We start from the raw sequence: 14,465 nt of genomic DNA on the forward strand, positions 1-14,465 counted from the left end.
GGCCGAGTGCCGAGGCGGTCGCTGGCTATGTGCGATCGCGGATGACGCCGCAGAAGGTCCCGCGCCGGGTATTTTTTTGCGCGCCCGAAGACCTGCCGCGGACGCCGGTCGGCAAACTGAAGAAGAAAGAGCTGATCCGGATGACGGCCGAGAAAATCGCTGCCGACCCGCAGGCCGGTCTCGTCAAGACGGAAGAACGCATGCAATGACACAGTGGCCGCAATACGAAATGCATGTCTCGCCCCGCGGCAGGATTCTGGCCATGGACTCGGTCGGCTATGTGGACAGGCGCAACGATGTGAGCGATGTGCTGATCTGCGGATCGCATGGCGCCGCCTGCGCGACGCAGCTTCTGGCCTGGGTGCGCCCGCGCGGCGTCATCGTTCACGATGCGGGTATCGGGCTTGCCGGAGGCGGCATCAGCGGTCTGGAACTGCTGGATGCCTACATGATCCCTGGCGCCGCGGTGGCCGGCATGTCCGCCCGCATCTCGGACGGCCGCAACATGTATGCGGACGGTATTCTGTCCGCCATCAACGGGTCGGCCGCTCTCATGGGACTGGAGATCGGCATGGCCGTTCGGCAGGCGGCGCGGGTCCTGCTGGACAACAACCCCGCGCCGCGTCCGCCCGCGCGCCGCCAGATGCGCATTCACAAGGACGATCTCGGGTCGGTCTATGCGCTTGACACGGTCAAATACGCCGACGAACGGATCGCGGGCAGCGTCCTGTGCATGGGCTCACATGCCGCGCGGGCGATGGCCGATTATGTCGACGCGTTGGATTTTCCGCTTGCCGGTGTGATCACGAACGACGCGGGCCGCGCCCGGGACGACAGCGGCATCGAAGGACTTGGGCTGATGGACGTCCGTGCGATGCCGGCCTGTGCGGTCGGCGTCGATACCGCCCGGATGGGGGATGCCCGGTCGACCTATCTCGACGGCCGCATCGGCGCGCTGAACGAGACGGCCGCGGGTCTGGGAATCCGGGTTGGCGACAGTGCGCGCAGTGCGGCGCGGCGGATGCTGGAGCATGCTGAACAGAATTTGTGAGGAGTGACCGAAGATGTATGAGCGCAACTATGACTGGCGCGGCGTGATCGGGGAAATCGACCCGAAGGCCGCTGACATCATCACCGATTACGTCGTGCACAGTGTCGCGCGGGACAGCGACATTCCCCGAAAATACAAGGAGCTGATCCTGATGGCCTGTTCGGCTGTCATCCGCTACGGCTCGTCCGTGCGGACGCATGGCGCCGAAGCGATGTACCAGGGCGCGACCGACAGGGAGGTCATCGAGGCCCTGTCCCTCGCGTCGCTGACCGGCGGATTTACGGCCCTCATCGAAGGGATCGAGGCGCTCGGCGACCAACTGACCGTTGACCAGCCCGATGACGGAAAAACCCCATGAATGCGCGGGGGGACTGACGATGACGACCAATAGAGCCATCGATTACTGGACCAACATTTTCACGCCTGAAGGCCTGCGCCGCATGTATCTGGAGAACGAGGAACTGGCGCCGGTCGTGGAATGGTGGCGCATGGACGACCGCATCAAGGGGTACACGACCGAGGCTTTCGTCGCGCTCATGGACGAACTGGGCATTGCCAGGAGCTACGTGCCCAGTTTCAAGATGCAGAGCTGGAAGCGCCGCGCGCCGGTTCTCGATGTCGAAGCCGCTGCCGTGCGCGAACTGATCGAGGCGGGCGAAGGCCGCGTCGGAGGCCTCTTCGGTATTGATATTGCGAAAGGGATGCAGGCGGTCAGGGAGCTGGAAATCGCCGTGCGCGATTGGGGTTTCGAGGGCGCGCATATCCACAGCAACGGCTGGGGTATCCCGCTGAACGATCGCGAACTCTATCCGGTCTACGCCAAATGCATGGAAATGGACATTCCGGTCGTGGTGCAGTCCGGGCATTCGGCCGAGAAGATGCCGTCACGGGCTTCGCAGCCGATCCATCTCGATGACGTCGCGCTGTATTTTGACGATTTGCGGATCGTCGCCTCCCATACCGGCTGGCCCTGGGTGGAAGAACTGATCGCGATGGCCTGGAAACATCCCAACCTTTACATCGGCTGCGGCGCGCACGCGCCGAAATACTGGGATGCCTCCCTTGTCCGGTTCCTGAACGGCAGAGGCAAGGGCAAGGTTTTATGGGGCACCGACTTTCCGGTCGTGCGCCACAAGGACAGCCTTGAGCAGGTGGCGGCGATCGATCTCAAGCCGGAAGCGCGAGAACTGCTCATGTATGGCGCGGCAGAAAAGGTGTTTCGCCTGTCAGCGGGAGGTCTTGCATCTTGACCGGTTCCAGGCGCCTGGATCGCCAATGGCTCCTGAAGGCATTCGAACCTCCGGCCGAGCGGCCGAGCGGCAAGGTGATGCCGCTGGACGATGCTATCCGCGCCCATGTCGAGCCCGGAATGACACTGCATTTCGCCTATTCGGAAGGGCGCCCCATGGCGGCGAGCAACGCGCTCGTCCGGGTGTTTCAGGGAACTGAACCCGGACTGACCGTCGTCAGCTCGGGCTTGGTCGCGAACCAGACCGCGCTGGTCACCGAGAAGATCGTGTCCAAGCTGGTCGTGTCTTTCGTCGGCGAGAATTATCCGACCCCGGCGCCGAATCCGCTTCTCCAGGCGGCGATCAACGGCGGCGCGGTGGAGGTCGAGAGCAATTCCCTGCTGGTACTCAGTCAGCGGCTTGCCGCCGGCGCCTACGGGTTTCCTTTCGCGCTGACGCGGTCGCTGCATGGCAGTTCGATGGAACGGAACGCCAGCTATCGCAGGATCGCCGACCCCTTCGGATCGGACGAGGATATCGGCGCGGTCTCGGCCCTGGTGCCGGATATCACAATCGTGCACGGGCTGGCCGCGGATGATGCCGGCAATATCCTGATGTCCCCGCCGTTCGGCGAGGCGGATGTCGCGGCATACGCGGCACGCAAGGGTGTCATCGCCACGGTCGAACGGATCGTGCCGACCCGTGAGTTGAGGCGGCATCCGGCGCTGGTCAAAATCCCGTCGCACCGTGTTCTCAGCCTGTCGGTCACGCCGTTCGGCTGCCATCCCTATGCGATCTACAACCCGACCGACATGGATATTCCCGGATATGTCGAGGATGCCGCGGCCTTTCGCGCCATCCGGACGGCGATCCGGGACGAAGACACATTCCGGCAATGGACACGGGACTGGATCCTCGACGTGCCCGATCACGGCGCCTATTTGGAAAAGCTGGGGGCCGACCGGCTCGACAGCCTGCGGGGCCGGGCGTGGGGCGACGCCTGGACAGACGGGATCACACAAGCCGATCTGGACCGGCTCAATGCCACCGAGGGCTTCGATGCCCGTGAGATGATGGTGGTCGCCGCCGCACGCATGGTGTCGCGCAAGGTGCGGGACGAGGGGCGCCGGATCGTCGAAGCGGGCGTCGGCTTCGCCAATCTTGCGGCCTGGCTGGCCGTGCACCGGTTGCAGCACGAAGACGGGATCGAAGCCGATCTTGTCGCCGAGATCGGGCTTTACGGTTACATGCCCAAACCCGGTGAACCGTTCATCTTCTCGAACCGCAACCTGCCATCCGTCAAGTCGATGGCCGGGGTGGAGACAGTGCTGGGTCTCCAGGTCGGCGGACGGCACAACAATTGCGTCGCGATCATCGGGTCCGGTCAGATCGACCCCGCGGGCAACATCAACTCCACCCGCACCGGCGACGGGCGCTATCTGCTGGGATCCGGCGGAGCGAACGATATCACCTCTGCCGCGCGGGACGTGATCGCGGTATCGCAGCAGTCGCGACACAGGCTGGTCGCCGCGTTGCCCTATATCACCAGCCCCGGTGCGAGCGTGTCGACGCTGGTCACGGATCTCGGCGTCTACGAGAAGCGGGATGGCCGGCTCGTGCTGACGCAGTATTACGAACGGCCCGGTGAGGACCGGGAAGCGACGATCGCCCACATACGGTCCCGCTGCGGCTGGGATCTCGTTGCCGGTAACGACCTGACCGCCGCCGAACCGCCGGATGCGGACGACCTGTTGCGGCTTCGGCTTTTCGACATTCGGAACGATTTTCTCGACTACGCCCGGCCGGGCCAGGAGGACGAGGCATGACGACAGCGAACCGGTCGCCGATCAGGAGCAGCATGGCGACGATGACACCGGACACGATCACCGTGCGGGGTCACGACCTGACGACAGAGCTTATGGGGCGGATCGATACGGCCGCGCTCTATTACCTCGAGGTGACGGGACGGTTGCCCGGTGCGGCCGAGAACATTTTGCTGAATGCCATGATCGTGGCCATCGCCGAACATGGGATGATGCCGTCGGTCATTGCCGGCCGGATGACGATCATGGGTGCGCCGGAGAGTTTTCAGGGCGCGGTGGCGGCAGGACTGCTCGGTGCCGGCGATGTCTTTGTCGGGCCGACGAGCAATGTCGCGCATCTGCTGCAGGTAGAGGCACGGGCCTTCAACGGCAGCGACGACGAGCGGGCCGCGGCCATCGTGTCCGGCTATGCGGAGCGCGGCCGGCGCATTCCGGGCCTCGGTCACCCGCATCACCGGGTTGATCCGCGGTCGGAGAAACTGCTGGCGCTTCAGGCCGAGCATGGCCTGCCCGACGCGTGCACGCGCCTGATGCTGGCCATACAGCGCGCGGCGACCGATCGGCACGGCAAACATCTGACATTCAATGCCGTGGCCGCGGTCGGCTGTATCGCGTCGGATATCGGGCTCGACTGGCGGGCGGTGCGCGGGATCGGATTAATCGCGCGGACCGTCGGACTGATTGGCCACGTTCTGGAAGAAATCAAGCAACCATCGGCCCAGGCGATCTGGGACCTGGTGTTGGAAAACACCGAATACAGCGATCCCGTGCCCGATGACGGGCAGGGACGCTAACACAAGGGAGGACCTGAAAATGAAAACACTGGCTACATTCGCAGCCGCCGGCCTGACCGTCGGCCTGATGACGGCGGGACCGACGGCGGCGCAGGAGTTCGAACTGCAATTTGCCAGCTATATCGGCGATTCGGCGGCCCAGAGCCGCGCGCAGGAGTGGTGGGCCGACGAGGTGGAACGCAGAACGGACGGTCGGGTCACCGTGGAGTTTTTCTACGGCGGCTCCCTTCTCGGCGCGACGGATATCCTGCGGGGTGTCGGAGACGGGCGCGCCAGCCTGGGCTATGTCGCCAACGCCTACCATCCGGCAGAGCTGCCGCTGTCCAGTGTCGTCGGCGTGCCGTTCATGACGTCGAACGCCGAAGCTCAGATGCGGACGTTCAAGGATCTCTACGAGACCAATGAAGCGTTCCGCGACGAATGGCGATCCAAGAATGTGCATGTGCTGTTCTTCAACCCGCTGTCAGAGAACATTCTCGGCACGCGCGAGCCGATCTCGGGCGTCGACGATCTTGCCGGCAAGCGGGTCCGTGGACTGGGTTACGTGAACCAGGTGCTTGATGACGTCGGAGCCAACCCCGTCGCGATTGCGGCGCCGGAGATCTACGAGGCGCTGTTGCGCAACACTCTGGACGGTTATTCGGGCTTTGCCTTCGAGGTGGTCACGGCGTTGAAGCTGCAGGAAGTGGCGCCGCACACCGTGGCGACGGGCACGGGCAACTATGTGTTCGCGGCGACGCCGATCAATCTGGACCTTTGGGAAAGCATGCCTGAGGATATTCAGAGCATCCTGACCGAGGTCAGCGCCGAGTTCCAGGACAAGGTGACCGAATACCTCACGGAGACCGAGAACGAGGTCTGCCGGACCATCCTCGACGCAGGGGGAACCGTCAGTGTCCTGCCCGACGCGGACGTGGCAAGGATCCGTGAAGCCGTCGGCGATGACATCGCGCGTGAATGGGCGCAGACTGCTGCCTCGCGCGGCGCCGATGCCGAAACGTTCCTGGCCGCCTACAGGGCGAAGCTCGCCGAATACGAGGCGCAGGTCGAATATGTCTCGGGCGTTCAGCGCTGCGCGGACCGCAAATGACCAACCATCGGCACCGGTGCGCGATGCGCCGGTGCCTTTCATGCCGGTGACGACATGCAACGTGTGATCAGAACCATCTCCATGATCTTTGCCATCGCCGCGGCGCTGTGTGTCGTGGCGATGATGGGCATGACCGTGGCCGATGTCGCCTCGCGAACCATCACCGGACGGTCGGTGCCGGGGGCGCAGGAAATCAGCGAGCAGCTGGTGGTCGCGCTGGTGTTTCTGGGCATGGCCTATGCATTCTACCGGCGGGAACATGTGGCGGTCACGATCTGTACCCTTGCACTGCCGGTGCGGCCGCGTGCCGCCGTGCGGCTGCTGGGGCGGGTGATCATGCTCGGCCTTGTCGGATGGATGATCTGGATGACAGGAGAAGAGGCCTGGCGGTCCTACAGCCAGGGCGAGTTCCGGTTCGGTCTGCTCCAGCTTCCTGTCTGGCCCGCGCGTGCAGCGATCCCGCTGGGCCTTACGGCCTTCGCCTTGCAGGTTCTGTCCGACATGGGCGACCGCCTGATCGACCTCCGGCAGGCGCGGGGCGAGCGCACCACTCCTGCCGCCGGCTATTTCTGAGGCGCGGATGGGCACCGAACTGATCCTTGTCATCGTCCTGGTCACGCTCGTCGTGCTGCTGGTCATCGAAGTTCCGGTGGCCTTCTGCCTGGCGGGCAGCGGCGTCCTGGGGCTGGTGCTGCTGCGCGGTGCGAATGTGGCCGGCGCGACCCTGGCGAGCCTGCCGTTCCAGGCCACATCCTCTTTCACCTTGACCGTTGTGCCGATGTTCATATTGATGGGCATGTTCGCGATGCAGGCCAATGTGGCGGAGGATCTGTTCCGCCTGACAAACCGCGCGCTGAAATTCCTGCGGGGCGGTGCCGCGGTGGCCACCATCGTTACCTGTGCCGGTTTTGCGGCGGTCTGCGGCTCGAGCGTCGCCACGGCCGCGACGGTCGGTCGGCTCACCATCGGCGAGATGAAACGCTACGGCTTTTCCGGCGGCTTTGCCGGTGCGCTGGTCGCCTCCGCCGGCACGCTGGGCGTCATGATCCCGCCCTCCATCGCGCTTGTCCTTTTCGGTATCATTTCGAACGAATCGATCGGTGCGCTGCTTATGGCGGGTATTATCCCGGGCATCGTCTCCGCCGTGATCATGGCGATCGGTGTGCTCGTCCTCGCCCGATTCGGGTACGGGTACGATGCCGCCGCCGCCGACCGCGCCGTCGAGAATGCCCGGCCCGGGGCCGTGTCGCGCTCCTATGGCGGGATCGTCAGGCTTGGCATCCTCTTCACCATCGTGATCGGCGGCATCTATTCCGGCGTGATCACGGCCACGGAGGCCGCGGCGATCGGCGCGATGGCTTCACTCATCATGCTGCTGATCAGCGTGCTGAGGCGGCAACTGGCGTTCGGCCCGGCGATCAGGGAAGCACTGTCCGGCACGGCTTCGCTGACGTCGATGGTCTTTGCCATTCTGGTGGGCGCCAGCATCTTTTCCTATTTCCTGGTTTCGGCGGGTGTGCCGGGGGATTTCGCGGACTGGGTGCTTGGGTTCGACCTGCCGCCCTCACTGCTCGTGCTGCTGATGCTCGCCTCACTCATCCCGCTGGGCATGATACTGGACGGGGTGTCGATCCAGCTTATCACCGTCCCGCTATTTTACCCGGTGGTCGTGACCGGGCTCGGCTTCGACGGCCTCTGGTACGCGATCCTGACGGTGAAGATGATCGAACTGGGTCTCATCACGCCGCCGGTCGGTGTCAACGCCTTCATCGTGTCAAATCTGGTCGGCCGGGGCGGGCTTGAACAGGTTTTTCGCAGCCTGACGGTCTTCGTGGTGATCGACCTGATCATCTTTGCCGTGTTGTTTGCATTCCCTGGCATCGTGACCTGGCTGCCGGCGCAAATGAACTGAATATCCGAGGAGGACAAGACATGGCAAAGGTGAAGGAAGTCCCCGCACCGCAGGAGATCGTGGTCCAGAACGAATACGGTCGGATCATGGTGATGGATTCGATCACCTTCTCGGACCACCGTAACAACAGCGGCGATGTACTGGTCGGCGCGTCGTTTTGCGGGATTCTGTCGATCCGTTGGCCGCTGCGCGTAAACCCCAAGGGCGTTATCTGTCACGCCGCGGGCCCGGGCCTGGACCGTGCGGGAGAAAACGGATTGTTCGCGCTCGAGGCGGATGGTATTCCGGGCGCGACGGCTGAAACGATGTCCTGCCGGATCGCGGATGGCCGGGACATGTACGAAAACGGCGTCGTCGACCGTGTGAATGATCGTGCGGACCTTCTCGGGATCGGTCCGGGAATGCCGATAAAGGAGGCCGCGCGCCGGATGCTGGAGCGCTGGCGCGTGTTGCCGGACGTCTACAGGCCTAGCGTCGTGGCCTATGACGGGCCCGAGGGAAAGGTGACGGCCATGGGCTCTGTCACCTTCATTACGACCGGGCATCGCGGCCATGTCGTCTGCGCGGGATCCCATTTCGGGCATACCTCGGCGGCCTACAGCTCGCGGTTCGATCTGGCCGGGGTCTTCTGCAATGACGGCGGCATCTGTAAGGACCGTTCCGGCGTGTCCGGTCTCGCGGTTCTTGACGAGACCGGTATGCCCGGCGCGGCTGTCTCCACGGACAGCGCCCGGATCGGGGACGGAATGAGCACCTATCGCGACGGCGTCGTGTCCGTGCACAACGGGGCGGCGGAACAGGCCGGCGTCATGGAGGGAATGTCGGCGAGCGAGGCTGCGTTGCTTATGCTAAAGGCGTACCGGGACTGACGGCAGGTGCATGGCTGTCCGCCGGGCGGAATCGCTGAAAAGAGACCGCGTGCCCCTAACGCAGTAGAAAGCAACCCTCAAACGCCGGTGCTGTGCCGGCACTGTCCACAAACGAATTTCGGAAGGACCCTTCATGTCACTGCTCGCAACCCTCCTCGATATCTCCGAGACGCGGCGCGAGGCGATCCCGGAACGCTCGCGCTACATGGCACGTCTGTCGCTTTTCGACTGGCTGGTTTGCGGCCGCGCCGGACGGACCGAACCGGTGGCGGAAAAGCTTCGGGCCTTCGCCGCGCAGGAAGGTGGACGTGGAGCCGCTTCAGTGATCGCCGGCGGCATGGCGCCCGCGCGCCTTGCCGCGCTCGTCAACGGGGCGACCAGCCATGCGCTCGATTACGACGATACGCATTTCGCCCATGTCGGGCATCTGTCCGTCGGCATCTATCCTGCTGCGCTTGCGGCGGGGGAAGCTGAAGGCTCCGGTATGTCCGACGTCGTGGACGCCTTTCTGCTTGGCGCGGAATGCGCGATCCGTGTCGGGCTGTCCCTCGGGGCCGAGCACTACAGCCTGGGCTTTCATCAGACCGCCACTGCCGGGGCCTTCGGCGCGACGGTCGCCGCCGCACGTTTGATGGGCCTCGAACGGACACAGATGGCCACCGCGATCGCGCTGTGTTCGACAAGGGCCTCCGGGCTGAAGTCGCAGTTCGGGACGATGGGCAAACCCTACAATGCCGGAATGGCGGCTTCGAACGGGATTGAATGCGCACGCCTTGCGTCGCTTGGGATGACGTCATGTGTTGACGGACTGGAAGGTCAGCAGGCCTTCCTGGCGACGCATACCATGCATTCGGGCGAAGATGTCCGGCCGGCCGGCATCTATCTGTTTGACGACAACAGCTATAAATTCCACGCCTGCTGCCACGGCACGCACGCGATGATCGAGGCGCTCCTCGCGATCCGCGATCGGCGCGCCGAAGAACTGAAGGATATCGCCGCCGTCCGGGTCGCGACGAACCCGCGCTGGATGCGTGTTTGCAACATTCCCGTTCCGTCCACCGGGCTCGAGGTCAAGTTCAGCTATCGCTGGCTGGCGGGCATGGCGCTGTCCGGGCACCGGACCGGATCGGACCGCGTTTTCACGGACGCCCTGGCCACGGACCCCGGCCTTTCGGATTTTGCCGACCGGGTAAACGTGATCGAGGACAGCGGTTTGACCGACGAACAATGCGACTGCTCGGTTACCTATGCGGACGGGACCGAGGAGCGCATGTTTCACGATCTGGCCGGCCAGGACGCCGAGAGCTTGGAGCCGAAACTGAGGCGGAAGGCGGAGGCGATGCTCGGCCGGGATGCCGGCGACCTGGAGGCGGTCCTGGATCGCGGTGGCGATCTGACGGCAGCGGATGTCGGCAGGCTCTGCCGCTTCCCGGGCACCGGCTAGAGCGAGATGAGGACTGAGGGTCACAGCCGGGCTCTGGTATGCACGCCGGTCCACGAGCCGGTTTCCACAAGGTCGGCGATCAGGCCACGGATGAGCTCGTGGACCGCTTCACAGGCATGGCCCGAAAGTCCGGTCCTCGCCCGGATAAGGAATACGTCCCTGTACAGATCCGATGTGGCCAGGGGCACGCTCTTTAGACGGCGGGAGCCGACATTCTCGGAAACGGCGTGCAGCGGCAGGATCGAGCACCCGTGTCCCTTTTCCACGAGTTCCTTGATGTTCGTGTAGGAATCCAGTTCGATACCGGCTGTAAGGGACATCCCTTCCCGTCGCGCCCATTCTTCCAGGAGCTTTCGCAGTCCGTGCTGCGGACCGGGAAGGATCAGCGGCAAATCGGCAAGCCGCTCCGGCGGAAGGGGAGTGTCGCACCGCAGCGAATTGGGCGCGATCAAAACGAGGTCTTCCGAGAGAAGCCAGGTGGAGTCGAATTCCGAGCCGTCAACGGGGCTGTAGAGGATCGCCATATCGATCTGGCCCTTCCGCAGCCAGTCGAGAACGAAACCGCTCATGGCTTCCGCAATCCTCAGACGCACGCCAGGCATGCAGTCTGCGGTCTTCAGGACCAGCGGAACGGAAAGAACACTGCCGATGGTGGCGGGCATCCCGATTCGCACATTTCCCCTCGGTGACGATCCGAGGTTGCGAATATCATCCTCGAGACGTGCAAGCTCATCAAGCAGGATACGTGACTGCTGAAGCAAAAGCTCTCCCGCTTCCGTGAGCGAGACCCCCCTTGCACGACGTGTGAAAAGACTGGCGCCCAGATGTTCTTCCATATTGCGGACATGAAGCGACAGTGCGGACTGCGCCACGTTCAGCTGCTGTGCCGCGGCCGACATGGACCCTTCTTCCGCTATGACCTGAAAATACCGTAGCTGCCTGAGATCCAAGGGAATGCCAGCCTCCTTGCCATAAGATATACATAGAAGCTATGGCTTGTTTCGCAAAACTCTATTTGTGAGATATCTCCGCGGTCGATTATCCTGCCTGGCGAGATGAAGTTATCGAACCGGAGCAGCGCAGATGTTCACCACGATCAACGAAGACTTTCCGGACATACGCGAAGGCGTCCGGGCGGTCTGTTCCCGGTTTCCGGATGAATACCACCGCAAGATCGACGAAGACCGCGGCTATCCCGAAGATTTCGTGGACGCCTTGACCCGTGAGGGCTGGATGGCGGCCCTGATACCCGAGGAATATGGCGGATCCGGCCTTGGCCTGAGCGAAGCCTCCGTGATCATGGAGGAGATCAACCGCTCCGGCGGAAATTCCGGGGCCTGCCACGGGCAGATGTACAACATGACCACGCTGATTCGTCACGGATCGGAAGCGCAGCGTCAAACCTACCTTCCGAAGATCGCCGCCGGTGAGCTCCGCCTGCAATCCATGGGGGTGACCGAGCCCACGACCGGCACCGACACGACCAAGCTCAAGACGACCGCCGTCAGGAAGGGCGACCGCTATGTCATCAATGGCCAGAAGGTCTGGATCAGCCGCGTTCAGCATTCCGACCTGATGATACTCCTCGCCCGCACCACACCGCTGGCTGAGGTTGCAAGGAAATCCGAAGGTCTTTCGATCTTTCTTGTCGATATCAAGACGGCGATGAAGAACGGAATGACAGTCCGGCCGATCCCCAATATGGTGAACCACGAAACGAACGAGCTGTTCTTCGACAATCTCGAAATCCCCGCAGAAAACCTGATCGGCGAAGAAGGCAAGGGATTCAAGTACATTCTGACGGGCCTGAATGCCGAACGGGTTCTGATCGCGGCGGAATGCATCGGCGATGGCTACTGGTTTACCGACCGGGTGACCAGCTATGTGTCCGAACGCCAGGTCTTCGGCCGCCCCATCGGACAGAACCAGGGTGTGCAGTTCCCCATAGCACAGGCGTTTATCAGGGTCGAAGCCGCAAACCTCATGCGGTTCGATGCATGCCGCCGGTACGATCGGCGCGAAGATTGCGGAGCTCAGGCCAACATGGCGAAATACCTTGCCGCCGAAGCTTCGTGGGAAGCGGCGAACGCCTGCCTTCAGTTCCACGGTGGTTTCGGGTTCGCCTGCGAATACAACATCGAGCGCAAGTTCCGGGAGACCCGGCTGTATCAGGTCGCCCCGATCTCGACCAACCTCATCCTTTCCTATGTCGCGGAGCACATTCTGCATATGCCGAGGTCGTTCTGATGCTGCGCCCCCTCGAAGGAATCAAGGTCGTAGCGGTCGAGCAAGCGGTCGCCGCTCCTTTTACAACGGCCCGTCTGGCCGATGCCGGGGCCGAGGTCATCAAGATCGAACGGCCCGAGGGCGATTTCGCCCGGGGTTATGATGATGTCGCAAAGGGGCAGTCGAGCTACTTCGTCTGGCTCAACCGCGGAAAGACATCCGTCACCCTGGATCTCGCTTCCCCCGAGGGAAAGGCGGAACTGCGCCGGCTTCTGGCGGAAGCCGACGTTCTGGTCCAGAATCTCAAACGCGGCGCATTGGCGCGCCTCGGCTTTTCCCTCGAGCGGCTTGAAGCGGAGTTTCCGCAGCTCATCACCTGTTCGATCACCGGCTATGGCGAAGAAGGTCCGATGGCGGACCGCAAGGCCTATGATCTTTTGATCCAGGCAGAATCGGGGCTCTGCTCCATCACGGGCGGACCGGCGGAACCGGCACGCGTCGGCATGTCCATCGTGGATATCGCGACCGGCGCGACAGCCTGTTGCGCCATTCTGGAGGCGCTGCTGCTGCGCGGCAAGACCGGCAAGGGTGTCACGATTTCGATCTCCATGTTCGATGTCATCGCGGATTGGCTCACCGTTCCGCTTCTCAACCACGAAGGGGGCAGGCCACCGCGCCGGGCCGGCATGGCGCATCCGTCGATCGCGCCCTATGGTGTGTTCACGACGCGGGATGGCCGCCAGATACTGATCGCCATCCAGAACGACCGCGAATGGACAAAATTCTGTGACATCTTTCTCGGCCGTCCCGAACTCGCGGACGATCCGCGTTTCGCGAAAAATACGGCGCGCGTGAACAACCGCGCCGATACCGATGCGGTTGTCGCGGACGGATTTGCCGACCGGACGGGCAGCGAGGCGATTGCCGACCTGCAGCGCGCCGATGTCGCCATGGCATCCGTCAATGACATGGCGGGGCTCTCGGCCCATCCCCACCTGCGCCGGATCGTCGTCGATACACCGAACGGCCCGGTCTCGCTGCCGGCGCCCGCGCCGGTGTGGCGCGGCGAGACCCGAAGCTACGGGCCCGTTCCGGCGCTGAACCCGCCGCATGCGGGGGAGTGAGCGATGCATCTTGATCTCGAACATCTGCAAAGCTGGATCGGCCGCGAGGACTATTCAAGCGAGGTGCTGACCGCCGCGCTGGTCGCCCGGTTCAATGCGACCTTCGACCGGAGCTCTCCGCTCGGCGAAGGCGCGGACGCGCCCGTCCTCATACACTTCTGCCTCGGACAGCCCGCGGTTCCCACCGCGGAGCTCGGTCCGGACGGCCACCCGGCCCGCGGCGGCTTTCTTCCGCCTGTCCCTCTGCCCCGCCGTATGTGGGCGGGCGGGGCGATAGAGTTTCACGCCCCGCTCAAGATCGGCGACGTCGTGACCCGGCGCTCGGTGATCGAGGACGTGACCGTCAAGCAGGGCCGTAGCGGCGTGCTGTGCTTCGTCACGGTCCTTCACCATGTCGAAAGCGGCGGCCGGCCGGTGTTGAACGAACGCCAGGATATCGTCTATCGCGACGGACCGATTGCCGCCGCGCCTGCCGGAAAGCAGCCGAAAACGGCGCCGGTCGGTGCGGACCGGAAGCCGGTGGCGGCCGGGACGCCGCTCCTGTTCCGCTATTCGGCACTCACTTTCAACGGGCACCGCATTCACTACGACGCACCCTATGTGCAAACCGAAGAATATTATCCCGGCCTCGTCGTCCATGGACCGCTCCAGGCAACCATGCTGTGCCAGTTCGCCGCCGACCTGCGCGGCGCCGCGCCCGGAGACTTCCGGTTCCGCAGCCTCTCGCCGATCTTCGGCCCGGGTGAATTCACGCTCAACGCATCGTCCGACGGCGGCAGCCTGAAACTCTGGACCGCGGCGAACGAAGGGCCGGTGGGAATGGAGGCAGCCGCGAAATGGTAAGGCCCGACGCCATCCTTGGGATCGCCGAGCCGCTTGAGGGACGTGGACTGGGACCACTTG

At 63.6% G+C, this 14,465-nt stretch carries 15 protein-coding genes; 14 read left to right on the plus strand and 1 reads right to left on the minus strand.

Translation table 11 applies throughout. The features are described from left to right. From AC5E6N_RS18490 to AC5E6N_RS18540, 11 genes are all read left to right on the plus strand, one after another. On the plus strand, positions 1 to 209 hold a 209-nt coding region (locus AC5E6N_RS18490), incomplete at its 5' end, for a hypothetical protein (RefSeq protein ID WP_491749195.1). Then, positions 206 to 1,051, plus strand: coding sequence for a hypothetical protein (locus tag AC5E6N_RS18495; RefSeq protein ID WP_491749196.1), 846 nt, complete (start codon positions 206 to 208; stop codon positions 1,049 to 1,051). The genes AC5E6N_RS18490 and AC5E6N_RS18495, both read left to right, overlap by 4 nt. Positions 1,052 to 1,064: 13 nt before the next feature. Continuing rightward, entirely contained in the window at positions 1,065 to 1,409 is a 345-nt protein-coding gene (locus AC5E6N_RS18500; RefSeq protein ID WP_491749197.1) for a carboxymuconolactone decarboxylase family protein, read from the plus strand. A gap of 19 nt (positions 1,410 to 1,428) precedes the next feature. Further along, a complete protein-coding gene (locus AC5E6N_RS18505; RefSeq protein ID WP_491749198.1) occupies positions 1,429 to 2,301 on the plus strand; it encodes an amidohydrolase family protein in 873 nt (290 codons plus the stop codon). Continuing rightward, positions 2,298 to 4,106 (plus strand): CoA-transferase, encoded by a 1,809-nt coding sequence (locus AC5E6N_RS18510; protein WP_491749199.1) that lies wholly within the window; start codon positions 2,298 to 2,300, stop codon positions 4,104 to 4,106. The genes AC5E6N_RS18505 and AC5E6N_RS18510 overlap by 4 nt, the downstream gene beginning before the upstream one ends. Continuing rightward, positions 4,103 to 4,897: a citryl-CoA lyase gene (locus AC5E6N_RS18515; protein WP_491749200.1), complete on the plus strand. Its 795-nt coding sequence runs from the start codon at positions 4,103 to 4,105 to the stop codon at positions 4,895 to 4,897. Before AC5E6N_RS18510 ends, AC5E6N_RS18515 begins: the two co-directional genes overlap by 4 nt. A 19-nt stretch (positions 4,898 to 4,916) precedes the next feature. Further along, positions 4,917 to 5,987 carry a C4-dicarboxylate TRAP transporter substrate-binding protein gene (locus tag AC5E6N_RS18520; RefSeq protein ID WP_491749201.1) on the plus strand — a complete coding sequence of 357 codons (1,071 nt, stop codon included), beginning with the start codon at positions 4,917 to 4,919 and terminating at the stop codon, positions 5,985 to 5,987. 54 nt (positions 5,988 to 6,041) lie between these two features. Continuing rightward, positions 6,042 to 6,560: a TRAP transporter small permease subunit gene (locus AC5E6N_RS18525; protein WP_491749202.1), complete on the plus strand. Its 519-nt coding sequence runs from the start codon at positions 6,042 to 6,044 to the stop codon at positions 6,558 to 6,560. Positions 6,561 to 6,567: 7 nt separating this feature from the next. After that, positions 6,568 to 7,899 (plus strand): TRAP transporter large permease, encoded by a 1,332-nt coding sequence (locus AC5E6N_RS18530; RefSeq protein ID WP_491749203.1) that lies wholly within the window; start codon positions 6,568 to 6,570, stop codon positions 7,897 to 7,899. Between the two features lie 20 nt (positions 7,900 to 7,919). Beyond that, positions 7,920 to 8,768, plus strand: coding sequence for a hypothetical protein (locus AC5E6N_RS18535; RefSeq protein ID WP_491749204.1), 849 nt, complete (start codon positions 7,920 to 7,922; stop codon positions 8,766 to 8,768). 133 nt (positions 8,769 to 8,901) lie between these two features. After that, positions 8,902 to 10,212, plus strand: a complete 1,311-nt coding sequence (locus AC5E6N_RS18540; protein ID WP_491749205.1) for an MmgE/PrpD family protein — start codon at positions 8,902 to 8,904, stop codon at positions 10,210 to 10,212. 20 nt (positions 10,213 to 10,232) lie between these two features. Here the strand turns inward: AC5E6N_RS18540 and AC5E6N_RS18545 are convergent, their stop codons facing one another. Then, positions 10,233 to 11,162 (minus strand): LysR family transcriptional regulator, encoded by a 930-nt coding sequence (locus AC5E6N_RS18545; protein ID WP_491749206.1) that lies wholly within the window; start codon positions 11,160 to 11,162, stop codon positions 10,233 to 10,235. A gap of 133 nt (positions 11,163 to 11,295) precedes the next feature. Here AC5E6N_RS18545 and AC5E6N_RS18550 point away from each other — a divergent pair, with 133 nt between their 5' ends. From AC5E6N_RS18550 to AC5E6N_RS18560, 3 genes are read left to right on the plus strand one after another with little or no spacing between them, the layout of a single operon-like run. Further along, positions 11,296 to 12,459, plus strand: coding sequence for an acyl-CoA dehydrogenase family protein (locus AC5E6N_RS18550; protein WP_491749207.1), 1,164 nt, complete (start codon positions 11,296 to 11,298; stop codon positions 12,457 to 12,459). Between the two features lie 2 nt (positions 12,460 to 12,461). After that, on the plus strand, positions 12,462 to 13,562 hold the full coding sequence (locus tag AC5E6N_RS18555) for a CaiB/BaiF CoA transferase family protein (protein ID WP_491749209.1): 1,101 nt from the start codon (positions 12,462 to 12,464) through the stop codon (positions 13,560 to 13,562). A gap of 3 nt (positions 13,563 to 13,565) precedes the next feature. After that, a complete protein-coding gene (locus AC5E6N_RS18560) occupies positions 13,566 to 14,405 on the plus strand; it encodes an HTD2 family dehydratase (protein ID WP_491749208.1) in 840 nt (279 codons plus the stop codon). Positions 14,406 to 14,465: the final 60 nt, after the last annotated feature.

The sequence above is a fragment of the Hoeflea sp. genome, from assembly GCF_984452065.1.